Here is a 25,126-nt window from a genome sequence, read left to right as displayed (position 1 = left end):
GCGCCTGGCGCGTGCGGATTCCTTTTAAAAGAAACCAAGCGCCCAGCAATAACGTAAATACGAGCATGCTGGCCACCGAAACGGTGTAATAAGTATTGGCATACGTCTCCTGCCGAATGTTATAGCCGTTCAGGAATGCCGCAAGCAGCAGGATTCCCGCCAGCATCAGATCCGGTTTTCGCCCGGCTGACGGATTCTGAAGATTTGCTGAGAGTTAAGCTTGATTTCAGGTTCGGGGTTTAAGATGACTACGTGAACTGAGCAAAGGCAGTGGCCTGCTAACAGAAATGAGGGAATTCTATGAAGAAAGCAAAACGCATGATCATGGCCGGTACGATGGCTGCAACGATCACCATTGGAGGAGGCTTGTGGAACCCCAAAACAAGCGAGGCTTCCCCGCTCCAGCCGGCTTCCGTGCAGGTTCCGGTGAGCGCGGCCGCCGCGGCGGTTCCCACGCAACGCAAAAAAGACGATTTCCTCGAGTCGCTCGGGAAATCGTCCGATGATGAAGTGTATGAAGCGTTGTACGGCGGCAAGTCCCTGGCCGCTATCGCCGAGGAAGCCGGCCAGGATGCGCAAGCCGTCGTTTCCCTGCAAGTGGAGGAACTGACCCGCCAATTGGACGACCGCCTGGCGAGCGGCATGCTGTCGCCGGAAGCGTATCGGGCGCAGCTCGCCGAACTGCCGGAAATCGTGGCCCAAAGCGTACATGGAGGGAAGGCCGCCCATTGACGGGCGACCCAACAAGCCTCAGTTGCCGTGCCCAGCGCACGGCAGCTTTCGTATTTACAGGGCGCTCCGCTTCAAGAGGCGGATGCCGTGTACGGGCAGCCGCATAACCCCCGACGTCTCTTCTCCGGTTTCGGCGTCCTCGTAAACCCGATCCAGGACGACCTCTGCCTCCGTTCCCGAAAAGTTCATCACGAATACATAGTCCCGCTCTCCGTCCGAGCGCAGCTGCGCCGTCACGCCAGCCGGAAGCGCGCTATTGAGCGCTCGGCGAACGCCGGCATCCGCCGCCAGCCGGCCGTAAAGCTTCTCGTAAAACGCCGGGTCGCTCACACGAGCCGCCAGGTAATAAGCTTGTCCGCGTCCGAACGCATTCATCGTCAAAGCCGGACGGCCGGCGTAGAAGTCCGATTCGTAGACGCCCAGCACGGATGCGCCTTCGGCATGGATCAGGTCGCACAGCTCGCGGACTTCGTACGTGCCTTCGATGCCGAGCGCGTTGCCCGCGTTCATCTCAAGACCGTTTCGGTCATGATCGTGGAGCCCTTCGATTTCCTCCGCCCAAATGCCGAGCGTTTTCCTCAGGGGACCCGGAAACCCGCCCAAATGGCACAAGTCGTTCTCGTCCACGATGCCGGTCCAGTAGGTGGCGAGCAGCGTGCCGCCATTCTCCACGAATTTCTCCAACCGCTTCCCGGTCTCTTCCCGCAGCAGATAAGCCATCGGAACCGCGATCAGCTTATAAGCGCCGAAATCGTCGCCCGACCCGACGACGTCCGTCGGGATGCCGAGCTCCCACATCGCGCGGTAATGCTGCATGACCGTTTCTTCATAATGGATGCCTTGGTTGCGCGGGCCTTGCGCGTCCTTCACGGCCCAGCGGTTATCCCAGTCGAACAGAACGGCGGCTTCGGCGGGAACCGGCGTGCCGATCAGCTCCGTTAGGCCGGACAGCGTCTCGCCGAGCGAAGCCACATCCTTGAACACGCGCGTATGCTCATGCCCGACATGGTCGACGACCGCTCCGTGGAATTTCTCGCTTGAGCCCCGGCTCTTGCGCCACTGGAAATACTGCACGGTGTCGGAGCCGTGCGCGACGGCCTGCAGCGAGGACAGCCGGTGCATGCCCGGGCGCTTCAGCTTGCTGACCGGCTGCCAGTTGGTCAAGCTCGGCGTGCTTTCCATCAGCATGAACGGCTTGCGTTTCAGCGAACGGAACAGGTCGTGGTTGAACGCAAACCAAGATCCGACGGCCGCTTCCAAATCCGAAGCATGCCAGGTCGGATAAGCGTCCCAAGAGATGACGTCCACGGCTTCGGCGAATTTGCGGTAATCCAGCCCTTCGAATAGATCCATCATGTTCGCGGTGCAGGGCAGCTCGGGATTCGCTTCCTTGAGCGGCACGATTTCGTGCTTGTAGAAATCGATCGTCTGGTCGGTGACGAAACGCCTCCAGTCCAGGTTTTGCCCGTGCACCATCGTCTCGCCGTGCGGCGCGGGCGATTCGACTTGCGACCAATCCGTATACGTGTGGCTCCAGAAAGCGGTCCACCATGCCGCATTGAGCGCCTCCAGCGAGCCGTACTTCCGCATTAGCCAAGCACGGAACGCCTCCTGGCAGTAATCGCAATGGCATTCCCCGCCGAATTCGTTGGAAATATGCCAGCCGACGACCGCCGGATGCTGCGAGTATCTACGCGCCAGCTCGCGGTTCATGATCGTCACTTTCTCGCGGTATACCGGAGATGTATAGCAATGGTTGTGGCGAAGCCCGTGCAGGTTGCGCTGCCGATTCGGCGCCACGCGGAGCACCTCCGGATACTTCTGCGACATCCAAGCCGGACGCGCGCCGCTCGGCGTGGCCACCCAGGCATAGATGCCGTTTTCGGCGAACTGATCCAGCACGTTATCCAGCCAGTCGAACCGGAACGTCCCTTCTTCCGGTTCCAAGGTCGCCCACGAGAAAATGCCGACCGCCATCACGTTGCAATGCGCCAGCTTCATCAGCCGGATATCTTCTTCCAGTACGGCGGGATCGTGCAACCATTGGTCCGGATTATAGTCGGCCCCGTGCATGAATACCGGCAGCTTCGCGCTGATCGGAGGAAATTTGTTGCTCATTCGTCTGCCATCTCCCTATCCTGTCTGGTCGTGTTTCGTGCTGCGACAATACTTTATTCATACTGCGATATAGCAAAAGAAGGGGACGGTTGTCTCCCCTCCTCTTGCGTTTGCGAGGAATTCTCTTATTTCGCCGCGGCCAGGAATGCGTCGATCTGGCTTTGCAGCTCTTGCTGGACCTTATCGATGCCGGCGGCCTTCAGTTGCTTGATCAGGTCCGCTTGGCCTTTGTCCAGGTCTTTCACCAGGCCGTATTCCAGCGGGATCGCGTAGCGCAGCATGACGTTGCCGACGTTGGCGACTTCGTTTTTCACTTTGGAATCGTCGAAGACGAACGTTTCCAGAGGGAAGTGGTACACTTTTTGCAGCCAGGTATTGCCCATGTCGCTCGCTTCCTGCGGATAAGAGGCATCCGTGCGGTTCAGCGGAGAGTTCCAGCCCCAGTTGGAGAAGCCCGTGTAGTTCGCCGCATTCGGTCCGGCTTTATACTTGTTGTCTCCGACCGGCTCGTAGTTTTTGCCGACGATGCCGTACATGGTGAGATCGTGGATCTCCTTGTCGTTTTGCAACAGGTCGATCAGCATCAGAGCGCGCTCGACGTGTTTGGAGTTCGCGTGAATCGCCAAGCCGTTCTGCGTGGAAATCGCGCCGATTTTCTTCTTGTCCGGCGTCAGGTCCGCGATCGCGAGCTCGACGTCCGGCTTGTCGCGGCGCATTTCGGCCAGGTTAGCCGCCACGGTGCCCAGGTTCTGAGCGTAGGAAGCCGCTTTGCCGGCTTTGATGTCCTGCCATTGATCGTTCTTGTTGCTCACGACGTTGCGGGACCATGCTTTGTTGTCCGACAAGTCTTTGTAGTACGTGAGGAGCTGCTTGAATTCCGGCGTGTCGTAGACGTTGAACACTTTGCCGGAAGCGTCGTCCAGCTTATAAGCGAGCGGGATGTTGTAGTCGACCAGGTTCCATTCGTTTTGCTGCTCCAGCAAGATTTGGTCAAGCTCGTGCCACTTCCAGCCGTCCGCCGCTTTCGCTTGGAACGGCAGGATGCCTTTTTCGTTTTGGGCCAGCGTCTTCAGGTAGTTCGCGAACGTCTCCGGGCTGTTGACGGCCGGAAGGTTGTATTTCTTGCGCAGATCTTCGCGGATCAGAACCGCTTTATCGGTCACTTCCTGGTTGTTGTTCGGCACCATGTAAAGCTTGCCGTTCACTTTGGCCTGCTCCCAGGACACCTTCGGCATCGCTTCCCACGTTTTCGGAGCGTATTTGGACAACAGGTCGTCGGTCAGCTCCAGGAAACCGCCTTTCAAAGCCTGGTCGTTATAGAAAGCCCAGTTCGCGGTGTACGCGATGTCGAAATCTTCGTTCGCGGCGAATTTCAACGGATATTTCTGCGACCAGTCGGCCCAGTCGAGGAATTCGGCTTCCACCGTCGCGTTGATTTTCGCTTTGAGCAGCTTGTTCAGCTCCGTGAATACGGCGTCGTAATCGGCCGGCTTACCCCCGACGAGCAGCATTTTCAGCTTCACTTCTTCGGGTGTGTCCGCGCCGCCGCTCGGCGACGCTTGTCCGGATGCGGACGCAGACGCCGTCGCGGAAGGAGAGGCGCTTTCCGAAGCGGAAGGAGACGAGCTCGATTTGTTGCCGCCTCCGCAGGCGCTCAGCAAGGTTGCCATTGCCAGCACGAGGGCCAGCACGAGCGATACGGGCTTTCTTTTGAATGTCATGATTGCGGTTCCCCCTAAATAGAGTAGGATGTTTTTTCTTATCGATAACCAGGGAGGGTTTCCCTGAGGTCATCCTTTGACGGAGCCGATCGTGAGTCCGCGCACGAAATACCGCTGGATGAACGGGTAAGCCAGCATGATGGGCCCCGTCGCCACGATGGTCATCGCCATTTTCAGGCTTTCGGTAGGCAGGTCCATGTTCACGACCGCTCCGGATTGCATCATCGCCTTGCGCATGCCGTCCATGTTGCCGAGCATCCGGTAGAGATAATATTGCAGCGGCATCAAATCGTCCTTCTGCACGAAGAGCAGCGCGTTGTACCAGTCGTTCCAATAGCCCAAGGCGATGAACAGTCCGATCGTCGCGAGCGCCGGCTTCGACAGCGGGAGAATCAAACGGCGGAAAATGAGGAAGTCGCCCGCTCCGTCGATTTTCGCCGATTCCGTGATCGCTTCGGGAATGCCGCTCATGAACGATTTCATGACGATCATGTAGAACACGTTGAGCAGCATAGGAAGGATCAGCACGACGAAAGTGTCCTTTAAGTGAAGGTAGTTCACGATCAACAGGTACCAGGGCACGAGGCCCCCGCTGAACAGCGTCGTGAAGAAGAAGAAGAACGAGAATTTCCCTCGCCATTTGAAATCTTTTCGGGCCAGCACATAAGCCGTCATCGCGGTCAGGAACAAGCCGGCGACCGTGCCGATCGCCGTCACGCCGATCGTGATGCCGTAAGCTTTGAGCATCTGGGCAGGATAGTCGAACAGAAGGCGGTAAGCTTCCGTCGAGAAAGCGCTCGGGAACAGCTGGTAGCCGTTCTCGATGATCGTGCTTTCCTGCGTCAAAGAGGAGGAAACGACGAGAATGAAAGGAAAGAGGCAGAACACCGCGAGTACGGTAAGCGCGGTATAGCCGATTCCGGCAAGCAGCAGGCGATCTGTTTTCATGGCGATTCCTCCCTCCTAGAACAACGCGCGTTCTTTGTCGTATTTGCGCACGGCGTAGTTCGCCAGCATGATCGTCGCGAAGCCGAGCACCGATTGGTAGAAGCCGGCGGCCGCGGACATGCCGATTTCATTCGACGTCGTCAGCGAACGGAACACGAAGGTATCGATGACGTCGGTGGAGGAGAACAGCAAGCCGTTGTTGCCCACCATGTTGTAGTACATCCCGAAATCCCCGCGGAAAATGTTGCCGACGGCCAGCAAGAACAAAATGATGACGGTCGGGAACAGGTTGGGCACCGTGATCCTCATGATCCGTTGAAACACGTTGGCGCCGTCGATTTCGGCCGCCTCGTACATCTCGGTATCGATGCTCGTGATGGCGGCCAAGTACATTACGGTTCCGTAGCCGAGCGTTTTCCAAGCCGCCACCGCTACGAGAATGACCGGCCAGTAGGCAGCCGTATTATAGATGTCGATCGGCTCCATGCCGACCGCTTTCAATACCGCGTTCACCGTGCCCACGTCGTAGTTGAACAGGTTGTACGCAATGGCGCCGACGACGACCCAAGAGATGAAGTAAGGCAGGAACAATACCGTCTGCGTGATTTTGCGGAACCACTTCCCCGCCACTTCGAACAGCAGGATCGCGGCGAAAATTTGCAGCAGGTTGTTCACCAGGATAAACGCGATGTTGTACAGCGCCGTGTTCCTCGTCACCATCCAGGCGTTGCCCGAGTCGAAGAAAAACCGGAAGTTGTCGAACCCGTTCCAGGGACTTCCGAAGATGCCGCCGTCGTAGTTAAACTGCTTGAAGGCCAGCACGATGCCCGCCATCGGCACGTAAGCGAACAGGATGAAAAAAAGGACGGCCGGCGTCAGCATCAGCAATAAGGTTCGATATTTGCGGACGTCTCCCCAGAAACCCTGTCCGTTCATGTCTGCACTCCTCTCGTTGTCTCTGGTGCCATTATATAAGGACGAAGCGCCTCAATAAGAGATAGCTGAGCAACTAAAACCTATACAAATTCACCGATTCATGACGAACGGCCCGGGATCGCCAGAGGATCCGGGCCGCTACGAGGGTCCAAGCCTTTAAATCCGGTGTTTCTTGCGGTATTCGCCGGGCGTCATGCCCGTGAACTGCTTGAACTGGCGGTTGAAATAGATGATGTTCTTGTAGCCGACCCTCTCGGCGATCTCATAGACTTTGAGAGTCGGGTCCCCAAGCAGCGCGCGCACGCGGTCCATCCGCTTCTCCTGCATGAAGTCGCTGAAATGGAGGCCCGTCTCCTCGTGGAACAGGTGGCCGAGATAATTCGGCGTGAAGGCGAAATGGGCCGCCACTTCCTTCAGGGTGACTTTCTGCTCGAGCTTCTCCTCGACGTACCGGATGATTTCGTCGATGATCTTGCGTTTTTGCTTCTGCTTTTTGGAATACAGCAGTTCCGACAGCTCGAAAAAACGCCTCCTGAGCCAGGAAATGACGTCCTGGACCGTCTCGAACTGGAAAAGCAACATAGGCTGATGCGATTCCCACTGAAGCAGTTCGTACAGATTTTCGTTCATCTTCTGCAAATCCGCGTGGAGCTTGGACGTGATGCGGATAATGAGATCGTAGACGTCGTTTTTGCGCAATGCCAGCTCGCTGCGGCCGAACAGTTCCATCAAGCTGTCGTCGATCGCGACGAGGTCGTATTCCAGGATGCCCTGAAGCATACGGTCGACCGCTTCGTCCAGACTGGAAGAGGAGACGCCTCTCGGCTCGGATTCGGACGAGTCCTTGATCAGCCGGTTTTTGCCGAGCAGCCACTTGGCGCTGAGCGCCGCTTGGGCCTGCCGGAACGATTCGTGCAGCCGCTCCATGTCCCGCGCGTATTGGCCGATCCCGATCGTCACGGTAATCGGCAGCTTCCCCCGGATTTCGTCGAGCAGTCCTTCGAGCAGCAGCGTGAACCGGTCCTCCGGCTCGGTCGCCAGCACGACGAACCGTGCGTTGTGGCTGACGAGCAGCCGGCCGAGCGGCCAGTGCTCCGCGAATTCCTTGAGCAAATGTGCGGCTTGGGCGGTGATCGCCCGCTTGTCCGTTTCCGATCCGTTCCGGGCTGCGCGCTCCAGATCGTCGATTTCCACGATGGCCGCGGCCGTGCCGCCGCGGAGCAGCGGCTCCAGGAAGCTGCGGATGTGCGACTCGACTTGGCCGGGGTCGACGTCGTGGAACCAGCGCAGCAGCAGCTCTTCCCCGACGAGCGATAAGGCTTCGGAGACCGAGCGGTTCCGCTCCCGCTCCTGCTCCACCTTCGCGAACACCGACGACAGCATGCCGTGCAGCTCCTCGTCTCCGACGGGCTTCAGCAAATAGCCGTGCGCGTTGATTTCGATCGCTTCCCGCGCGTAGCCGAAATCCTCGTGCCCGCTGATGAAGACGATTTTCACGTTCGGATGGATTTCCTTGGCCCTGCGGGCGAAATCCGTTCCCGACATGATCGGCATCCGGATATCGGAGAGGATCAGGTCCACCGGCTCCTGCTCGAGGATTTTCAAAGCCGCGAAACCGTTGTTCGCCGTTCCGGCGATATGGAGATCCAATGCGCTGCCGAGCACCCTTCGCCGCAGCCATTCCAGGTCTACGGCTTCGTCGTCGACAAGCAGAATATTCATTTTCATGGCGGTTCCTCCCGGGTCGTTCCGATTCGGAACGTTTCATTCATATTGGCCTGGGCGGTCACCTTGAGCATAGCGCAACCTAAGAAGCCTTAACATGGCGCTGAACAATGATAATGCATACGAAAACAATGATTCCGGTTAACGCTACGCTCCTTGCGCTTGCTCGGCGTCGCGCAGCTCGGGAACGTCCTCAGCCGGCAGCAGAATTCGAACCGAGGTACCGCCGCCGTACACGCTCGCGATTTCGATGCCGTAACCGGGGCCGTATCGGAGTTTGATCCGCTCGTCCACGTTTTTCAGGCCGTAACCTCCCGATAGGCTCGGTCCGTCGAGCAGGCCCCTCACCGTTTCCGGCTTCATGCCGATTCCGTTGTCGATCACCTTCAGCTCGATCCGGTCCCCGAGCTTCCGGCCGACGATGCGGATGGCGATCGTGTCCTCGAACCAGGCATGCTTGAAAATGTTCTCCACGAACGGCTGCAGGATCAGCTTGATCACGCGGTCACCCAAAATGCTCTCTTCCACGTCGAACGAAACGGTAAACCGGTCCGCGTATTTCACCCGCTGGATATCGAGGTACGTCTCCACCTGCTCCAGCTCTTTCGCAAGCGGAATGTAAACCTGGCCTTGGTTCAAGGTCAGCCGGTAGAACTTGGACAATCCCCGCACCATTCCCGTGACCTTGTCCGTCTCTCCGAGATTGGCCAGGCTGCTGACCGCGGACAGCGTGTTGTACAGAAAATGCGGATTGATCTGCGCCTGCAGCGCTTCGAGCTCCGCTTGCTTCTTCTGGATTCCCTGCACGTAGACGCTGTCGATCAATTCCTGGATGTTCGTAGCCATTACGTTGAAGGCGTCGGCGATATGGACGAATTCATCGTTGCCGGAGAAATGGATCCGTTTGCGGAAGTTGCCTTCTTCGAAGGAGCGGACGAGTCCGACGATACGGGACATTTTGCGGCCGGACAGGCGGGCGACCACGAGCCCGATCATCGCCATGACGAGGAAGCTGGCCGCGCATACGGCGCTGATGGCCATTTGCAGTTTGCTGGCGTCCTTCGTCAGGTAAGATGGCGGCACGAAAGTTTCGATCGTGAAGCTGGAACCGGGAATGTCTTCGGTCAGCTTCAGCACGTCTTGGTCTTGCGCCTGCAAGGCGGCTTGTCCTCGTTGGTAAAGGCTTTCGCCGGTCGTCCGGTCGATCAGCCGCAGGGAGATGCCTTCCTCGACGGGGAACGTATCGAAATTGCCGAGCAGGTCCTCAAGGTTCGCCGTGATTCTGAGATAACCGATCGTCGTCGTATAGTCGTTGAAGGAAACGAGCTTGCGGATTTGCGAAATGTTCTGCAACTCGCGGTCGGTATCGAGCGGAACCCATACGTTATCCCGATTCTGGGAGGTAAAAGACCGGAACCAGCCGGCGTCGCGAATGGTATCGAAGGGGAGGATATAATAATCGCTTTTCGTGATCGGCTGATTGAGGTCTTCGCCAGGAACTTCGTTGAGATCCGGGTTCATGGTATACAGGATCAGCCGGATTTTGTTGCCGAACAGCTGCAGCGGAGCCTGGATTTGCGGCACGATTTCGTCCAGCATCGTGAGGTAAATTTGCAGCGGCTCCCCTCTTCTCTGAAGCGCACGTTGAAAAGGAACGCTTCCGAAAAGCGTGTCGGACATCCGCTGAATTTCGTCCATCTGGTATTTGACGTTATTCCGGGTTTGCTCCATGGCGGTCCGGATGTTCGTCTCCGCCATCTCGGTCCTGGAGTCGATCAGCATCGTGTACGAAAGATAGCCGACCGAAATGTCGGTTAGCAGCACGAGCAGCAGATAGGGGATCATCATTTTATATGTGAACGGCATGTAGGCTTTGAGGCGCGTCGTATGCTTCATGGTTCCGTCCCTCCCGGCCGTCGGCCGATCGATCTTCCTCGGATGAGCCTTATCTTAACGCCTGGATGGGTAGAAATAAATAGCGTTTTCAAGGAAACATCCAGGAAAAACAGGAAAACTCCCGCCATCCTAGGGGATAGCGGGAGCTTCTATGTTCGCAATCGGTTTTTAGTACAGCGAGAGAGCCAGCGTGCCCCGTTCGCGTTTGGAGTACAGAATCGCTTCCGATCCTTCGATCTCGACGCTGTCGAGATGGCTCAGGAATCTCCGGACGAGCTGCCTGCCGGATACGAGCTTCTTCTCCAAAACGGCTTTGAGCGTTTCGATCGTCCCTCGCCGGTCGTCTTGGCAATAAACCGGGACGTGCTGGTCGTGGAAATCGATGACTACTTTTTTAACGTTGGTTTCCATATCGATCACCTCTGATTGGAGTGAATCGAGCTTCTAACTCGGGTATGGCTATACCTTACCACCCGTTTCTAAATCCCAGCTTAATAAAATGTGAACAGTTTGTGGCAATTGCTAGGTTGCTAGACGAGCGCCGAATTAGCCATACTGGGTGTCACTAAAACTTCCTGCCGAATTGCGTCTCGAAAAATGCTTGAACCTTCGTCTCCAATTCTTCATTCGACTCATAATAGACATTCTGAACGGAGTTCGGGATGAAGCCGAGCTTCAGCTCCTCCCCTTGAAACAATTGGATGCCGAAACGATAACCGGCTCTTCCTTCCTGATTGTCGTCTGGAATGAGCCTGATGTTTTTGATCGCTGTGAGCCACTCGCGTATCGCTGCCGGATCCTCAACCGTTCTCGTTTCCCCCGTTGAGCCGTCGAGCAGCTCGATCCTGTCGGTTTTCAGGATATCGCCTGGATACGCTTGCGCGAGCGTGATGGGGTTCAGATCCACAGGCGTCGGCTTGTCATTATCCCTGCACGCGGTTAATCCGATTAGGAACAGGAAAGCGAGACAGAGCCACGCTGGCTTAAGCATCAACTTCATCATAAGGCCCCCTTGATCGCCAAAGGTAGTCTAACATTTAGACGGTTCGCCGCCGGAAAATGTTTCCACAAATTCTCTGCAACCTTTTCGCGGATCAGGCGCGTCTGAGGGGTTGAATGCGGGAAAAAATAGTAAACATTTCAAGGAGGTCCTCAAGATGAAAAAACGACTGGTGATGATGTTGGCTGGCGGAGCGGTGCTGGGAAGCGTCTTGACGGCGGGCGTCGGATATGCAAGCGATTTCATGCAAACGATCAAAATCAATACGAAACCGGTCACGATCACGCTAAACGGCGAAACGATCGTATCGGGCGACAAGGCCAATACGTATCAGAACGGCAAAGAAAACGTGCCGGCTGCCTTCCAGTATCGCGCAACAACGTACGTGCCTCTCAACCTCATGGCGAAAACGTTCGGCAAAGATATCGCATGGAACGGTTCCACGCGAACGATTTCGCTCACCGATCCGGCTCCCCAGCCAGGCATTTGGGCGGGACGTTTGGAACCGAGCTTGACCGCAACCTCGGACGGCAAATATACGTACTCGGTGAAAAACCAAACCGAGCGCGCATTGAAATTCGAATTCACGTCCTCCCAGCGTTACGATTTCGCGATCAAGAACGACAAAGGGGAAACGGTGTACCTCTACTCTTCCCTCGCTACGTTCGCCCAGGTCCTGGGAGAAGAAAACTTGAAGCAAGGCGAATCGCTCTCGTACGATATCAACGTCGGCGAATTGGGTTTGGAGAAAGGGACTTACATCCTCGAAGCTTGGCTCACGCCTAAAGATGGAACGACCGGAGATATCTCCGTTCCGTTCATTGTGAAGTAATACCTTAAGACGATAAACCGTCCGATTCAAGGAATCGGACGGTTTTTTGATAAGTTACAATTGTTATTTGATTCTCTCGGACGTTGAAGTCCGATTAAATAAGCTCCGATCACAATATCTACTGCGGCGCAAAACAACGGATACCATTCCGGAACGCCGGGATTGAGGAATAATTGATCATGCACCACATCGAACAATCCATGCGCGAACCAAAGGATTCCGATGATTTTAAACGACATCCTCACTCGGAAAATCAGGCACGCCAGTCCTCCTATGATAAAGGGCGCTCCGAATAGCAACTCATTCACAGCCGCGTTAAAGTCCCCATCGAAGAGAGCGAAAGCTACGTATATGAGGGGGAGTAAGATGACGACGGCGGAATAGAGCCAACCTTCCCGTTTATTTTTACGTGCGAGTAAGATTGTCACCAATCCAAGCGATAATCCGACAAGTACTTCGATTAACAAGGGATGTTGCCTCCTTTCCTCACCTTGCGAATGAATCGCCGATCAATAAAGTAAGCAGTAAGCAACGCTGCTAAAGTAATCAAAACCGGTATGCCGAATGCTTCATAGGAAAAAGGCTTACCTTCGAATTTAAGACGGTCCGCAGCACGGTACTCCACTCGCTTGGCATCATATTTAGCGGTTAGGACGTCTTCCTGCTTCGCCAAATCCTCAAGTGGTGCGTCAAAAATAAATCTGTTCGCGGAGCCGCTGTGAATAAACTCAGGCACGACGTTGCTACCGCCTGCATTCCACTTCTTGACTTCTTCCGCAGCTAAAGACTCGGCTTCTACTCCCGGAACGAGCAGCCGATTGAGCTTCGGCGCATTCGACGTTTGATAACGGGTGACCAGGTTGAGGTGATACTTCGTCACGATAGGCTGCTTGTCGTCCGATACGGTGTAAACCCTTGTCGTTCCGGAAGTGGCGTATGTATCGAATATCGTCGTAAGCGCTCCGTCATCCATCCCTTTGTACAACAATGCCCCTGATCTTTTTTTGTTCCATTGGAATGCTTGGTTGAACGTAAAAATCAATTCGGATGCATCCACGCGATTAGGATCGATGTTTGGATTTTTAACGAAACCATAAGAGGGGTAATTCATCTCTTTCGCGATTTTGTCCGCCATCGGTTCGCCTAATTGCTGCGAGATCACATAGAGGACGGCATCGATGCCTGAAGTAATCGCTGCAGAAGACACGATGTTGCCGTCTGAGACATAACGCAAATCCCTTTTCCACTTCACTTCAGGATATTTTTTGATATCCCCGTAATCAAAGCTCTTCCAGTCGGTCGTCGCTTCTTTCCCGTTTAACAAACCCGTATCGGCCAGATTCAGGGCTCCGGCGCAAATGCTCAGCAGCTTCGTATCCGAATGTTTTCGTATCCATTCCCGGACAGGCTTATATTTGGCTTCGTCCACGATAGGCATAGCCGGAATCACGATAAGGTCGGGACTTTTGCCTAGCAATCGATCCAGTTCGTTAAAAGAATAATGGGGCATCAGATCCAAACCGCCGGAGAGCGTCTTGATGTTTTTGTCCGGGGCAACGGCATAAACGTTATAAGCCTCGGTCATCGCAAACATTTCATAAGGAACCATAAAATCGAACACTTCCGTCGTCTGGTTGGACAAAAGGACAGCTACCGTAGGTTTATTCGGATTGTACTCAGGAACGCTCACGCTTTGTAGTTCCGGCACCGGTGTTTGCCGAACGGGATTCCAATACTCCTGATTGGAGCGAATATACCCGAACGCGCCGATCCCTCCGAAAAAGATAACGAACGTAAGTAAGTAAACCGTTACGCGTAATAATATCTTCATCTTTCATTCTCCTCTGACCCTAAATATTTATCGAATCAATCGTCTATCGCAGGAATCATCTTATCGCAAGAAACGATTAACAAACGCGCAAAAAATGACGGCATATCCGCAAAAGATTCAGTGAAAGCCTATTTTTTTCGAACCATGCGGCATTACCAAACGACTTTTCCCTGCCATAAAGCCGAACAAAAAGATAATAAGAGCAGCGGCAACCGAGACCGCAAATACGTGAAGAATTCCTGTACCCATACCGTGTTGCAAAATATGGAGGGCCTGATCCGGAACCGTCTGTTGAAGCGCGGGGTCCATCAGCAAGTTCGGGTCTTTCAGCGAATCCATCTGTGTACTCGAAATGTTAACCGTATCGATCGTGGAAGCGGACTTCGTCAGTTGGTTGTTTACCAACGCGGCAAGCAAACTGCTTCCGACCGCCATTCCGATATTGCGGAAAAAACTGAGCAATGAAGTCGCGCTTGTCGTTTGGTGATGGCTCACGGAAGTTTGGGCCAACAGGGTAGTGGTCGGGAAAAGCGGCCCCAGCCCCAATCCCATAAAGAGCATGGCAACGAAGAAGTAAATATCCGACGTTTGAGGATCGATTTGCGTCAGCATATACCCGCCAATGCCGATCCAGACGACGGAAAGCCAGATGATGGTGCGGGCCGGCACCTTTTCAAGAAGATGACCGCCGATTCCGGTCCCGAGAATCATCGCGACGATCATGTGGGTGAGAATCGTTCCGACATGCGTTACCGTGCCGCCCATTACCCCTTGGATATAAAACGGAATATAGACCATGACCGCAATCATGACGATGCCCTGCAAAGCTCCGATCACAACGGATGAAACGACTTTCTTATTAAAAAGGTCAAGGGCGATAATCGGTTCTTTGGCTCTTCCCTCGGTTCGGAGAAACAAATAAACGAAGAATGCGCTAACTCCGAACAGGGTAATGATTTGCCAAGACGCCCAAGCAAAATCCCTTCCGCCCATCACTAAAGCAACCATTAGAGGTGATATTGCACACACCAGCAGAGCTGCCCCGATGTAGTCGATGGCCCCTTTAGAACGATGACCCTTCCCTTCCTTGTAAAAGAGACTGATCATGATGGCCGCCGCTACACCGAAAGGAACGTTGATCCAGAAAACCCAATGCCATGAAAAGTGATCGGTAAGATATGCGCCGATAATGGGTCCCAGAATCAACGAAAGGCCGTTAACCGCCGCGAATAACCCCTGAATCTTCCCTTGCCTTTCCGGTTTCACCAGATCGAAAATCATGCTGAACGCAATAGGCATCAAAGGAGCTGCACCCAAACCTTGTAATGCCCGGTAAGCAATCAGCTGCCCGATCGATTCTGCATTTGCCGATAAGACCGATGCCAGAACGAAAGTTGAAAAGCCAATCAACAGAAAGGGTTTCTTGCCGAATTGATCCGCCAATTTGCCGAATACGGGAATGAAAATCGTTGAAGTCAGCAAGTACACGGAAAACACCCAAGGAAAAACATTCATTCCTCCCAGTTGAGCAACAACTGAGGGCACTGCAGTTGCCATGATGGTGTGATCCAGGTTTTCCATGAACACTCCGATAAATAAAGCGGCTAGAACAATCGCGACGTTCGTTGACTTCATAACCAAGCTCCTTATCATAAATTTACCCATTAACAAACCTTGTATGTATACAAATATAAAACATTATTTTTTATTGTCAATGTATAATTGTTGTATTGTCGCAACTAATTACAATAAAAAACGGCTGCCTGCTCATGAGACTGCAGTTCGGCCGTTGCTCGCGTTAATGTTTAAAATTCGAATGCTTGACGATTTTCAATAAAATAGCCAGACTCTCATCGACTTGCTTTCTTTTATCCTCGGGTACTTGGTCTAACAGGTCGGCAAACAACTGATGGTGTTTTTCATGAGCCACCTTCACCGCGTCCATGCCCTTTTCCGTGAGTTTGATCAGTACTTCCCTTCTATTGTCCGGGTTGGATTGTCGATCCACCAAGCCGGCTTTCGCAAGCGGATCCAACGTTCTTGTCAACGTGGAAGGCTCCACTCCGAGAATGCCTGCCAAATCTCCATGCCGGTACGTTTGCGAACCTATTTCCATCAGGAGATGCAACTGTTTAGGAGTGAGCCCTTCGACGAAAGATTTTTCCCCGCCGAGTACACCCGACATTTTAATGATGGAGAATAAGAGTTCTCCGAAAGTATCATGGATCATTCGTTTTCACCTGTCTCTCGCGTTCTATTACTGGTATAACAAAATATTTACGTTTCTGCAATAATTGCAAAATTGATATTGACACGCGATAAAATTCATTTATATTTGTATATGTACAACAATTGATTGTCAGTAACAGTTATACCAAAACAAATATCGGAAAGCAATGACAAGGAGAGAGAGAACATGAACATCCACTTATTAGAATGGGCACTCGTATCTTTTATCCTCGGTGTCGCATTGTCGCTGCCGCTTGCTGGGGTCCATTACGACAACTCGAATTCGTGGGCCAAACTATTCACGAATCCCCGTAAGCTTAAATCGGCTCATATCGATTTCTTTATGCAAGCATTTTCCGCCGGGCTTGTCTACCTGCTCGAGTGGGCGACAAAATCCGAACTTCCGCCATTCATCGTCATTCCCCTGATTTTCGGGATTATTTGTAACCCAATCATCCTCTTGTTGGAGTCAACATCATTCTATCGCTCCGGATTTACCGCGATGGTTTACCGAGTACTTCAATCTACGAGTCCCGTTGGCCTGCTTTTCGCTTGGATCGCGATCGCCGTTTACTTCTTGCCTCTAAAATTAATGATTTTCATTTCCTTCCTGTTGCTGATCGGGGTGGTCGTCATCTGGAAGCATCGTCGCGAAATCATCATGGGGAGGGGATCTATATGAAACATACAGTCCTAATTACAGGTGCATCGAGCGGAATCGGAAAAGCGTTCGCTGAGCTATTCGCTGCGGATGGCTGTCAATTGGTTCTTACCGCGCGTAACGAAGTTGATTTGTTGACGGTTCAAGCCTTGTTGGAAGTGAAGTATGCTGCTTCGGTTAACGTGATCCCACTCGATCTGTCCGCACCGAATTCACCTGAAGAATTGTTTCAAGAACTCCAAAAACAAGGAATTACCGTTGATGTCTTGATCAACAATGCCGGATTCGGTATCCTTGGAGCTTTTACGGAAACTCCTTTGCCGGATGAATTATCGATGATCGATTTGCATGTTCGGAATCTAACCCATCTGACGAAGCTGTTCTTGCCGGGCATGTTGGAACGCAAGCAAGGCGGCATCCTGAACGTCGCCTCTACCGCGGCTTTTCAGCCGGGTCCATTCATGGCGGTTTATTATGCAACCAAAAGCTATGTACTCTCTTTCACCGAAGCGCTGGCAAATGAACTCCGCGGGACCGGCATTCGCGTGTCCGCTTTATGTCCCGGTCCGACGGAAACCCGGTTTGCGAACCGCGCCGAAGTCGGAAACTCAAAATTGTTCTCAAGCAGTCTCATGAACGCGAAAGCGGTAGCCTATGCCGGTTATGTGGGGTATAAAGAAGGAAAAACCGTTGTCATTCCAGGTTTTCGCAATCGCCTTATGGCTGCCTCCGTTCGATTTGCGCCAAGGAATCTCGTATCCATGATCGTTCGGTATTTACATAGCGAATAATGAGAAACGGCCTATTGCTAGTTGATTCTCTCAGCCAATTCCAAAATGATTCCTTCTGGCCCACGAACGTAACATAACTTATAACTTTCTTCATATTGATAAATTTCACTGAAGATTTCCGTGCCCTTCTTTTTCAATTCGGCAACAATGGCTTCTATATCATCGACAACAAATGCAAGATGTCGGATCCCCAGCGTATTGGCCAATGGTTTCTGAATCTCTCGTTCATCCGACGGCGAAATATACTTGACTAGTTCTATCCATACCTGACCGTCTGGCGTTCGCAATGCTACACATGAGGTTTTGGCGTCGGTAAGCCCGACGATCCGACCCAACCACTCCCCTTCAGCTTCCCATTCCCCTTGCACTTCAAGTCCCAAATCGAGAAAGAACGCTTTAGCTGCTGAAAGATCATTTACGTTTATACTTACATGGTCCATTCGTTTGATCTTCATATCCCATACCTCCTAGTACCGTTCAATCTAGAAATCGAACACTGTACCCATTTTCATTGCAGCTCACAATCCCATATGCCCAATTGCTCAACGATTTAAATATTTAATTCTTTTCCACTCGTCTGGTACATGTAGCCATAGTGCAGGTGTAAAGCAATTACTGAATCGTTCATTATTTGAGAACTCCCTGATATAATTCCATGCTGCTTGATTTATGGAGTGAATTTCTTCTTGCGTTACCGTTCCCGTTTCTAACGTATTGTATTGAGTTTCTGAAATTTCGTACGTTTCGTAATCAAGCCCCATTTCACTATAATACCCATTACAACAATTGCACTTTGGGCCACCCATACCGTGAGGACAACCGTAAAGATCCTTATTTTCCTCTGTACTATGGCACCACCATGTAACAGCGTTTACAGCAATCCCTGCATTTGAAAGATCATGTAGTAGCTTTTCGCTTAGCTCATGCTTCGTAATAATGTCAATGTAACCTGTGCCGACGGGGTAAGACTGATATTTCTCTAACGATGACTCAATTTTATTTTGAATTTCAATATTTCTTTGTCTTAAACCTTCTAAATAACTCATTAGAAATCAACTCCCATCAGGCTATTCTAATCCACTAGGCTGCCCGTTTATGAAACAGGCTGCCTATCGGATCATTGGCAGCCTCGTATGATTTCTTTATTCAGCTCTCGGTCGTCAAGTACTTCCGCTCCCAAAGCTCGACCAGTCGACCTTGTTTTTACAGGGAGATCATACCACAACAGATATAGATTAAGAATCCAACGAGGTATCCGAATCTGTAAAGAAGAACTCGGTATGGCGGCAAGAAGGACAAACGTAGATATCGAAGGAAAGACGCTCCTCTACATCGAATAACGCGCCGAATAGACCCCGATTGGCGTTCTGTGAGTCAAATTTGTATTCCTTTAAGTAAGTCAATTCATTGCCGCATCGCAGACATTTTAGAGCATCACTCATGAAATAAAGACCTCCCTCGAATTCATACAACTATGCGACATCCTCCCTCACACAGCGTGCATAGAGCAACGGAACTCACCGACCTTATTCGTTATTTTCGATCCTATTTGGGAGGCTAACGGAACTTAGCGTCGCTATTCAGCGATTTCGGGACCGATTCTTCGTGATATCCGGATCATAACGTCATTGAGTTCCGTTAGATTATAAAAATGCCTTTTTACCGACGAATAACGCCTTTCAGTTCCGTTAGCTCCTACTTGCCAATGTTCAACTGGAAAGCAAAAAGCCTTGCTTAGCAAGGCTTTTTCATTAACCCATCCGCTGCCGCTGTGCTTCGAAAAGCAGCACCGTGGCGGCCATCGCCACATTCAGAGACTCCGCTCGGCCCGTCATCGGGATGATGACGTTCTCCTCCACCAGCGACGAAACGGCATCGGACAACCCTCCGCCTTCGCTGCCGAACGCGAGCCAGACGCCGCGGCGGAAATCGAAGTCGTAACAGGAGCGAGCGGCCTGCAGGCTCGTACCGACGACGGCCATGCCGCGCTCCCGCGCTTCCGGCAGCAACTCCGCCAAATCCGCTTCTACCACCGGAACATGGAACAGAGCTCCCATCGTCGCGCGAAGCGTCTTCGCGTTGTACAAATCCGCCGTGCCCTTCCCGAGCACGACCGCCGTCGCGCCGCAAGCGGCCGCGCTCCGCACGATCGTGCCGACGTTGCCGGGATCCTGAACGCCATCAAGCACGGCGACGAGTCCCGCTTCTGCATCGAACAGCTTGTCCGCGGCTAGCGGGCGTTTCTCCGCCACCGCGAACACCGGCTGGGGCGTCTCCGCCTGGCTGCACTTCGCGATCACTTCGGGCGAGACGGGAACCCACGAAGCGCCGCCGGATACGCCGGGCCCTTCTGTCCCGTCTTCCGCCCACGCCGCCAGCTCTTCCGGCACTCCGAAGCCGGCGTCATAGACCACATAAAGCAACGGCCATTCAGCAAGCAACGCTTCCTTCACCAGATGGATGCCTTCCAACAGGAACTTGCCCTCGCGCTCGCGGTATTTGCGTTCCGTCAGCTTCGCCCATTCCTTGACGCGAGGATTCGAGGCGGAACTAATGTAAGCCTCATGCTTCGGCATAAGCCTGCTCCAATTTCGTCAATTGATCGTTGCGGCCCACGAGGACCAGGATATCCCCCACGTCCAAAGCCTCGTCGGCCCGCGGGGTAATGTTCATCTGGTCGTTGCGCTTGACCGCCAGCACGTTGCAATTGTATTTGGCCCGGATGTCGAGCTGTTTCAAATTCTTGCCGATCATGTCTACCGGGATCTTCATCTCGACGATGCTGTATTCCGGGGATAGTTCGATATGTTCCAGAATGTTCGGGGAAATCAGATGGTGGGCGACGCGCAGCCCCATGTCCCGCTCCGGGAACACGACTTTGTCCGCGCCGATTTTGTTCAGCACTTTGCCGTGCAGCTCGTTCTGGGCTTTGACGATGATGTTCGGAACGCCCAGATCCTTCAGGATGAGCGTCGTCAGGATGCTCGACTGGATGTCCTGGCCGATCGCGACGACCACGACGTCGAAGTTGCGGATGCCGAGCGCCCGCATCGCTTCTTCATCTGTCGAATCGGCGGATACCGCATGCGTCACGGCATGCGCCACGTCCTGCACCCGCTCCTCGCTCTCGTCGACCGCCAGCACCTCGTATCCCATCTTCGCCAAATAAGTCGCTACGCTGGATCCGAACCGTCCGAGTCCGATAACCGCGAACTGTTTTCTTGCCATGCTGCGCTCCTCCTTCCCCTCCGGCGATTCAACCTTGAAAATCCCTGGCTTCGTATACGACCGCTCCGCCGACCACCGTCGCCGCGACGAGCGGAATGTCCTTCCATTTTCGCACCACGATGAGATCCGCGGCTTTACCCGGCTCAAGTGAGCCGACATCGCGGCCTCGGCCGACGGCTTGCGCAGGATGCAAGGAAGCCATCGCGGCGGCGCTTTCGAGCGGAACGCCCTGCCGCTCCAGATCGAAGACGGCCTGCAGCAGCGAAGCCGGATGGTAATCCGAGCACAGGATGCCCGCCGCGCCTTCCTTCACCGCTTCAGCGGCGTTCAGGTTCCCGTCGTGGGAGCCGCCCCGCACGACGTTCGGCGCTCCGACGCAGACGCCCATGCCCCGATCGGAAGCGTACCGGGCGGTGTCGAGATCGAGCGGAAATTCCGAAATGCCGGCATGGAACCCGAGCGACCGGTCGACGGTTTCACGTGAATCGTCGTCATGAGACCCGACGGCGATGCCCCGCTCCCGCGCGTAAGCCGTCAGGCTCCGCAGCTCATGCCAATCGATCCGCCCGCGCCGTTCTTGCAGCTCCTCGACGATTTGGGCGACTTCTTCAAGGTTTACCCCTTGGTTCTTCATCACGTACCGCTGGAAAGCGCCGGGTCTCCGGTATTGACCGATGCCGGGGGCATGATCCATCAGCGACAAGTAATCGATCGCCCGTTCCTCGATCAGTCTTCTCGCCAACGGCAAACCGGTTAGATGCGAAACCTCGTAGCGGAGATGGATGCCGTGCCGGATCATCGCCCGTTCCTCCCGGATCGAGCGGATCAGGCCGATCATCTCGGAGACGAGGTGCTCCCCACGCAAACTAAGCCCTACGCCGAGCGACAAAGAATGAAGCATCGTCGTGATGCCGTGACCCGCCAGCTTTTTCTCGAACTGCAGGAAAGCCATCGCCATCGGAAACAGCGTGTTCGGCCGGGGCTCCGTCTCCTTCTCGATGGCGTCGCAATGGATGTCGACGAGCCCGGGCAGCACCCAGCGCCCTTCCGCGTCCAGCACCGTATCGCCCGCTTCCGCCATCCGGGCGAATCCCGACCCGATGGCCGCGATCCGTCCGCCTTCGGCGATCACGTCCGCTTCGATGACTTCATGAGGCAGCACCACGCGTCCGCCCTTCACGATCAAACGGCCCATTTTCCGACCACGCTCGCTTCGTCCTTTTTTCCGACCTTACCTTACGGAGCCGTCTCCAGGAACTTCACGTCCGGCATCCGTTCCATGGCGGTCCGCATCGCGTACTCGTTCTCGAACAGCGCCACGTCATTATCGTTCTTATCCTTCACCAGCGTGGAGTTGATGCGGAACTTGGAGGCATCGACCTTATCCGCCACGAGCCATCGCGCGAACTGGAAAGGCGTGCGGTTCAGCAAGATATCCACGCCGTATTCGTTTTTCATCCGGTATTCGAACACCTCGAACTGCAGTTGGCCGACGACGCCGAGGTACGTGTCCTCGAACGGGCCGACGGACCGGAACACCTGCACCATGCCTTCTTCGGTCAGCTGGTCCAGGCCTTTGAGGTACTGCTTCTGCTTGAGGGCGTTCTTGATCGACACCTTGGCGAAAATTTCCGGCGAGAACGTCGGCAGCTCGTCGAACACGATGCTGCTTCCTTCGCTCAGCGAGTCCCCGATCCGGAAAATGCCCGGGTCGAAAAGACCAATGATGTCGCCCGGATAGGCGACGTCGACGATATCGCGGTCCTGTGCCAGGAACTGCTGCGGCTGCGACAGCTTGATGTCCTTGCCGGCGCGCACGTGCTTGACGGACATGCCCCGCTGGAACTTGCCGGAGCAAATCCGCAGGAACGCCAGACGGTCGCGGTGCGCCGGGTTCATGTTGGCCTGGATTTTGAAAATGTAGCCGGAAAACTTCTCGTTCTCCGGATCGATCGCCCCGTCCGTGCTTTTACGCGGCGTCGGCGCGGGCGCGAGTTGCAGAAAGTTCTCGAGGAACGTCTGCACGCCGAAGTTGTTGACCGCGCTGCCGAAGAAGACCGGCGTCAGCTCCCCGGCTTTGACCTTCTCGTAATCGAACGGATCGCCGGCCACGTCGAGCAGCTCAAGCTCCTCGATCAGCTTATCGGCCAGGTAATCCCCCGCCATCTCGCGGATGACCGGGTCGCGGTAGTCCGTGACTTTCCGCACCTCGATGGTGGAATGGTCGTTGCCCTGGAACAGCTCGACCTGGTTTTTCATCCGGTCGTACACGCCGCACAGCTCGCGGCCCATGCCGATCGGCCAGTTCATCGGAACCGAACGGATGCCGAGCACGCGCTCGATCTCTTCAAGCAGCTCGAACGGATTTTGGCCTTCGCGGTCCAGCTTGTTGATGAAGGTGAAAATCGGGATTTCGCGCTTGCTGCATACCTGGAACAGCTTGATCGTCTGCGCCTCGACGCCTTTGGCGACGTCGATCAGCATGACGGCGCTGTCCGCCGCGGTCAGCGTGCGGTACGTGTCTTCACTGAAGTCTTGGTGGCCCGGCGTGTCCAAGATGTTGACTTGGCGGCCGGCATATTGGAACTGCATGACGGACGAGGTGACGGAAATCCCGCGCTGCTTCTCGATTTCCATCCAGTCGCTCGTGGCATGGCGCGCGGCTTTGCGCGCTTTGACGGAACCGGCGATATGGATCGCGCCGCCGTACAGCAGCAGTTTCTCGGTCAGCGTCGTTTTCCCCGCATCGGGGTGGGATATAATCGCGAACGTGCGGCGTTTCTCGACTTCCTGCCGCAATTCGTCGCGGGTCGTTTGGCTCATGGGTCGTAATTTCCCTTCTCCTGTGAAAATGACGGATTCATTATATCATATTTCCAGCCCCTTGTTCGGGAACTATGGTGCAACAACGCGAAAGCCCCCATCCAGGGATGAGGGCGAACGCGCCTTCTTTTAAGCGGCGGCGGATTCGGCTTCCGGCTCCCGCTTCTTCAGCACTTCTTTCTTCAAAAACCAGCAGATGAAGAACGCGGCGATGACGAACCCGACGGAAATGGTGAAAATGTTCTGGAACGCGTCCGCGAAAGCGGTTTGAACCTGCGTCAGCAGATCGGGCGCGAGCCCCGGCGGGATCCCGCCCGTCTCGATGTTGTTCGCCGTGCCGGGCGGCAGTTGGCCCGCCAGCCCCGCGACGCCCGAACGAATCTGATTCGCCAGCAAGCTGCCGAAGATGCTGAGCCCTATCGTGGCGCCGAGCGCCTGGAACAGCTGGACGGTCGACAATGCGATCCCGCTGTGCTCCTTGTCGACCGACTCCTGCACGATCAAGTTGTCTCCCCCGAACAGCGCCCCCATGCCGATGCCGAGGATGAAGAAGGATACGATGATATACAGGACCGTCGTGTCGATCCCGATCCGCGACAGCAGCAGGAAGCCGACGATCGGGAGCAGGAAAGAGACGATGAACAGATTACGGTAAGCGATGCGGGTGATCAGGAAACCGTTCAGGATGCTGGAAGGAATCGCTCCCGCCATGAAGGCAAGCATTAGATACCCCGCCTCAGAAGGAGTCAGTCCCATGACGTTCTGCGCGAAGAACGGGAAGGAAGCGATGCCGCCCATGATGCCGAGCATCAGAATGAAGACGAGCGTCGACAGGACGACGACGTTCCGGTTCCGGAACAGGTGCAGCGGGATGATCGGTTCCTCGGCCCTGGATTCGATCCGGATCAGGACGCCGACCAGCAGCGCGGACAACACGAGCAGGCCGATAATCAAAGGCGAAGACCACGTATATCCTTTATTGCTGATGAGCACGGGGGCCAGCAACAGAGCCAGCAGAGCGAGCACCAGCGTTGCCGCTCCCGCCCAGTCGATCGATCGCTTGCCTTCCCCTCTCGATTCTCGCATGCCTTTGGAAAGCACGAGCGCCGCAACGATGCCGACGGGAATGTTGATCAGGAATACCCAGTGCCAATTGACATTGCCGACGATGTATCCGCCGACCGTAGGACCGAGCAATTGGGGCAAAATCATCAGCGGCCCGAACAGGCTTTGGATTTTCGCCCGTTGCTCCAGGGGATAAGTTTCCCCGATGATGACCAAGGCGAGCGGCATCAATCCGCCGGCCCCGATGCCCTGGATACCGCGGCCGATGAGCAGCACCGCCATCGACGGGGCGATCCCGCAGACAATGGAGCCCAGCATGAACAGGGAGATACAGCTCAAGTAGACGCGTTTGCGGCCGAACAAATCCGCCAGCTTGCCGAGGATCGGCATGAATACCGTGACGGCCAGCATATAGACGCCGGCCACCCAGCCGTACAGCGGCAAGCCGTGCAGCTCGCGGATGATCGTCGGCATGGCCGTCGAGACGACCGTTTCGTCGAGCTCCGCGAAAATCAGTCCGATCAGCAGGCCGGTCAACACCAGTTTTTTGTTGTTTTCTTTGGCTAAAGCCATACTTCCACTCCTTATGA

The 25,126-nt window shown here is 54.5% G+C and carries 24 protein-coding genes; 4 read left to right on the top strand and 20 right to left on the bottom strand.

Going from position 1 to position 25,126, the window contains the following annotated elements:
- Positions 1–300 precede the first annotated feature (300 nt).
- Positions 301–732, top strand: coding sequence for a hypothetical protein (locus EAV92_RS01240; protein ID WP_123039397.1), 432 nt, complete (start codon positions 301–303; stop codon positions 730–732).
- 54 nt (positions 733–786) lie between these two features.
- On the opposite strand, the gene EAV92_RS01235 is transcribed toward EAV92_RS01240, so the two are convergent.
- The 8 genes from EAV92_RS01235 to EAV92_RS01200 all read right to left on the bottom strand — a co-directional run bounded on the left by EAV92_RS01235 (position 787) and on the right by EAV92_RS01200 (position 11,076).
- Complete coding sequence (locus tag EAV92_RS01235) at positions 787–2,850, bottom strand: beta-galactosidase (RefSeq protein WP_123039396.1); 2,064 nt, start codon at positions 2,848–2,850, stop codon at positions 787–789.
- Between the two features lie 125 nt (positions 2,851–2,975).
- Positions 2,976–4,571 (bottom strand): DUF3502 domain-containing protein, encoded by a 1,596-nt coding sequence (locus EAV92_RS01230; RefSeq protein WP_123039395.1) that lies wholly within the window; start codon positions 4,569–4,571, stop codon positions 2,976–2,978.
- Positions 4,572–4,640: 69 nt separating this feature from the next.
- The gene (locus EAV92_RS01225; RefSeq protein ID WP_123039394.1) at positions 4,641–5,519 is read right to left on the bottom strand and encodes a carbohydrate ABC transporter permease; all 879 of its coding nucleotides are present in this window, start codon (positions 5,517–5,519) and stop codon (positions 4,641–4,643) included.
- A 15-nt stretch (positions 5,520–5,534) separates the two neighbouring features.
- The gene (locus EAV92_RS01220; RefSeq protein WP_123039393.1) at positions 5,535–6,455 is read right to left on the bottom strand and encodes an ABC transporter permease; all 921 of its coding nucleotides are present in this window, start codon (positions 6,453–6,455) and stop codon (positions 5,535–5,537) included.
- Positions 6,456–6,611: 156 nt separating this feature from the next.
- On the bottom strand, positions 6,612–8,183 hold the full coding sequence (locus tag EAV92_RS01215; RefSeq protein WP_123039392.1) for a response regulator: 1,572 nt from the start codon (positions 8,181–8,183) through the stop codon (positions 6,612–6,614).
- Positions 8,184–8,327: 144 nt separating this feature from the next.
- Complete coding sequence (locus tag EAV92_RS01210) at positions 8,328–10,076, bottom strand: sensor histidine kinase (RefSeq protein WP_123039391.1); 1,749 nt, start codon at positions 10,074–10,076, stop codon at positions 8,328–8,330.
- 168 nt (positions 10,077–10,244) lie between these two features.
- The gene (locus tag EAV92_RS01205) at positions 10,245–10,487 is read right to left on the bottom strand and encodes a hypothetical protein (protein WP_123039390.1); all 243 of its coding nucleotides are present in this window, start codon (positions 10,485–10,487) and stop codon (positions 10,245–10,247) included.
- 154 nt (positions 10,488–10,641) lie between these two features.
- Positions 10,642–11,076 carry a hypothetical protein gene (locus EAV92_RS01200; protein WP_123039389.1) on the bottom strand — a complete coding sequence of 145 codons (435 nt, stop codon included), beginning with the start codon at positions 11,074–11,076 and terminating at the stop codon, positions 10,642–10,644.
- 157 nt (positions 11,077–11,233) lie between these two features.
- On the opposite strand from EAV92_RS01200, the gene EAV92_RS01195 reads away from it, so the two are divergent.
- A complete protein-coding gene (locus tag EAV92_RS01195) occupies positions 11,234–11,908 on the top strand; it encodes a BsuPI-related putative proteinase inhibitor (RefSeq protein ID WP_123039388.1) in 675 nt (224 codons plus the stop codon).
- Between the two features lie 26 nt (positions 11,909–11,934).
- Here the strand turns inward: EAV92_RS01195 and EAV92_RS01190 are convergent, their stop codons facing one another.
- The 4 genes from EAV92_RS01190 to EAV92_RS01175 form a co-directional block, all read right to left on the bottom strand.
- On the bottom strand, positions 11,935–12,375 hold the full coding sequence (locus tag EAV92_RS01190) for a hypothetical protein (RefSeq protein WP_123039387.1): 441 nt from the start codon (positions 12,373–12,375) through the stop codon (positions 11,935–11,937).
- On the bottom strand, positions 12,369–13,739 hold the full coding sequence (locus EAV92_RS01185; RefSeq protein ID WP_123039386.1) for a DJ-1/PfpI family protein: 1,371 nt from the start codon (positions 13,737–13,739) through the stop codon (positions 12,369–12,371). Before EAV92_RS01185 ends, EAV92_RS01190 begins: the two co-directional genes overlap by 7 nt.
- A 117-nt stretch (positions 13,740–13,856) precedes the next feature.
- Entirely contained in the window at positions 13,857–15,374 is a 1,518-nt protein-coding gene (locus EAV92_RS01180) for a DHA2 family efflux MFS transporter permease subunit (RefSeq protein WP_164472590.1), read from the bottom strand.
- Positions 15,375–15,537: 163 nt separating this feature from the next.
- Positions 15,538–15,969, bottom strand: coding sequence for a MarR family winged helix-turn-helix transcriptional regulator (locus tag EAV92_RS01175; protein ID WP_123039384.1), 432 nt, complete (start codon positions 15,967–15,969; stop codon positions 15,538–15,540).
- 186 nt (positions 15,970–16,155) lie between these two features.
- On the opposite strand from EAV92_RS01175, the gene EAV92_RS01170 reads away from it, so the two are divergent.
- Both EAV92_RS01170 and EAV92_RS01165 read left to right on the top strand, forming a co-directional pair.
- Complete coding sequence (locus EAV92_RS01170) at positions 16,156–16,650, top strand: hypothetical protein (protein ID WP_123039383.1); 495 nt, start codon at positions 16,156–16,158, stop codon at positions 16,648–16,650.
- Positions 16,647–17,420, top strand: a complete 774-nt coding sequence (locus tag EAV92_RS01165; protein WP_123039382.1) for an SDR family NAD(P)-dependent oxidoreductase — start codon at positions 16,647–16,649, stop codon at positions 17,418–17,420. The genes EAV92_RS01170 and EAV92_RS01165 overlap by 4 nt, the downstream gene beginning before the upstream one ends.
- A 17-nt stretch (positions 17,421–17,437) precedes the next feature.
- Here EAV92_RS01165 and EAV92_RS01160 read toward each other — a convergent pair whose 3' ends face one another.
- The 8 genes from EAV92_RS01160 to EAV92_RS01130 all read right to left on the bottom strand — a co-directional run bounded on the left by EAV92_RS01160 (position 17,438) and on the right by EAV92_RS01130 (position 25,109).
- Positions 17,438–17,875 (bottom strand): VOC family protein, encoded by a 438-nt coding sequence (locus EAV92_RS01160; protein WP_123039381.1) that lies wholly within the window; start codon positions 17,873–17,875, stop codon positions 17,438–17,440.
- 87 nt (positions 17,876–17,962) lie between these two features.
- Positions 17,963–18,466, bottom strand: coding sequence for a hypothetical protein (locus tag EAV92_RS24350; RefSeq protein WP_164472589.1), 504 nt, complete (start codon positions 18,464–18,466; stop codon positions 17,963–17,965).
- Positions 18,467–18,655: 189 nt separating this feature from the next.
- A complete protein-coding gene (locus tag EAV92_RS01155; protein ID WP_123043497.1) occupies positions 18,656–18,862 on the bottom strand; it encodes a zinc ribbon domain-containing protein in 207 nt (68 codons plus the stop codon).
- Between the two features lie 309 nt (positions 18,863–19,171).
- On the bottom strand, positions 19,172–19,996 hold the full coding sequence (locus tag EAV92_RS01150; protein ID WP_123039380.1) for a TrmH family RNA methyltransferase: 825 nt from the start codon (positions 19,994–19,996) through the stop codon (positions 19,172–19,174).
- On the bottom strand, positions 19,983–20,795 hold the full coding sequence (locus tag EAV92_RS01145) for a potassium channel family protein (RefSeq protein WP_277424214.1): 813 nt from the start codon (positions 20,793–20,795) through the stop codon (positions 19,983–19,985). The genes EAV92_RS01150 and EAV92_RS01145 overlap by 14 nt, the downstream gene beginning before the upstream one ends.
- A complete protein-coding gene (locus EAV92_RS01140; protein ID WP_241158399.1) occupies positions 20,677–21,843 on the bottom strand; it encodes an alpha-D-ribose 1-methylphosphonate 5-triphosphate diphosphatase in 1,167 nt (388 codons plus the stop codon). The genes EAV92_RS01145 and EAV92_RS01140 overlap by 119 nt, the downstream gene beginning before the upstream one ends.
- Before the next feature lie 41 nt (positions 21,844–21,884).
- Positions 21,885–23,471, bottom strand: coding sequence for a peptide chain release factor 3 (locus tag EAV92_RS01135; RefSeq protein WP_123039379.1), 1,587 nt, complete (start codon positions 23,469–23,471; stop codon positions 21,885–21,887).
- Between the two features lie 129 nt (positions 23,472–23,600).
- Positions 23,601–25,109, bottom strand: a complete 1,509-nt coding sequence (locus tag EAV92_RS01130) for an MDR family MFS transporter (RefSeq protein ID WP_123039378.1) — start codon at positions 25,107–25,109, stop codon at positions 23,601–23,603.
- Positions 25,110–25,126 lie beyond the last annotated feature (17 nt).

Origin of the sequence: Cohnella candidum, from assembly GCF_003713065.1 — a bacterium.
Taxonomy (GTDB): Bacteria; Bacillota; Bacilli; order Paenibacillales; family Paenibacillaceae; genus Cohnella; species Cohnella candidum.
This window is presented reverse-complemented; position numbering and strand designations above follow the sequence as displayed.

Coding starts and splice junctions, on each gene's coding strand:
- EAV92_RS01200 (WP_123039389.1), bottom strand. CDS start 11,076: ATGAAGTTGATGCTTAAGCCAGCGTGGCTCTGTCTCGCTTTCCTGTTC.
- EAV92_RS01195 (WP_123039388.1), top strand. CDS start 11,234: ATGAAAAAACGACTGGTGATGATGTTGGCTGGCGGAGCGGTGCTGGGA.
- EAV92_RS01165 (WP_123039382.1), top strand. CDS start 16,647: ATGAAACATACAGTCCTAATTACAGGTGCATCGAGCGGAATCGGAAAA.
- EAV92_RS01135 (WP_123039379.1), bottom strand. CDS start 23,471: ATGAGCCAAACGACCCGCGACGAATTGCGGCAGGAAGTCGAGAAACGC.
- EAV92_RS01155 (WP_123043497.1), bottom strand. CDS start 18,862: ATGAGTGATGCTCTAAAATGTCTGCGATGCGGCAATGAATTGACTTAC.
- EAV92_RS01170 (WP_123039383.1), top strand. CDS start 16,156: ATGAACATCCACTTATTAGAATGGGCACTCGTATCTTTTATCCTCGGT.
- EAV92_RS01205 (WP_123039390.1), bottom strand. CDS start 10,487: ATGGAAACCAACGTTAAAAAAGTAGTCATCGATTTCCACGACCAGCAC.
- EAV92_RS24350 (WP_164472589.1), bottom strand. CDS start 18,466: ATGAGTTATTTAGAAGGTTTAAGACAAAGAAATATTGAAATTCAAAAT.
- EAV92_RS01185 (WP_123039386.1), bottom strand. CDS start 13,739: ATGAAGATATTATTACGCGTAACGGTTTACTTACTTACGTTCGTTATC.
- EAV92_RS01225 (WP_123039394.1), bottom strand. CDS start 5,519: ATGAAAACAGATCGCCTGCTGCTTGCCGGAATCGGCTATACCGCGCTT.
- EAV92_RS01220 (WP_123039393.1), bottom strand. CDS start 6,455: ATGAACGGACAGGGTTTCTGGGGAGACGTCCGCAAATATCGAACCTTA.
- EAV92_RS01240 (WP_123039397.1), top strand. CDS start 301: ATGAAGAAAGCAAAACGCATGATCATGGCCGGTACGATGGCTGCAACG.
- EAV92_RS01130 (WP_123039378.1), bottom strand. CDS start 25,109: ATGGCTTTAGCCAAAGAAAACAACAAAAAACTGGTGTTGACCGGCCTG.
- EAV92_RS01160 (WP_123039381.1), bottom strand. CDS start 17,875: ATGAAGATCAAACGAATGGACCATGTAAGTATAAACGTAAATGATCTT.
- EAV92_RS01235 (WP_123039396.1), bottom strand. CDS start 2,850: ATGAGCAACAAATTTCCTCCGATCAGCGCGAAGCTGCCGGTATTCATG.
- EAV92_RS01150 (WP_123039380.1), bottom strand. CDS start 19,996: ATGCCGAAGCATGAGGCTTACATTAGTTCCGCCTCGAATCCTCGCGTC.
- EAV92_RS01180 (WP_164472590.1), bottom strand. CDS start 15,374: ATGAAGTCAACGAACGTCGCGATTGTTCTAGCCGCTTTATTTATCGGA.
- EAV92_RS01210 (WP_123039391.1), bottom strand. CDS start 10,076: ATGAAGCATACGACGCGCCTCAAAGCCTACATGCCGTTCACATATAAA.
- EAV92_RS01140 (WP_241158399.1), bottom strand. CDS start 21,843: ATGGGCCGTTTGATCGTGAAGGGCGGACGCGTGGTGCTGCCTCATGAA.
- EAV92_RS01215 (WP_123039392.1), bottom strand. CDS start 8,183: ATGAAAATGAATATTCTGCTTGTCGACGACGAAGCCGTAGACCTGGAA.
- EAV92_RS01230 (WP_123039395.1), bottom strand. CDS start 4,571: ATGACATTCAAAAGAAAGCCCGTATCGCTCGTGCTGGCCCTCGTGCTG.
- EAV92_RS01175 (WP_123039384.1), bottom strand. CDS start 15,969: ATGATCCATGATACTTTCGGAGAACTCTTATTCTCCATCATTAAAATG.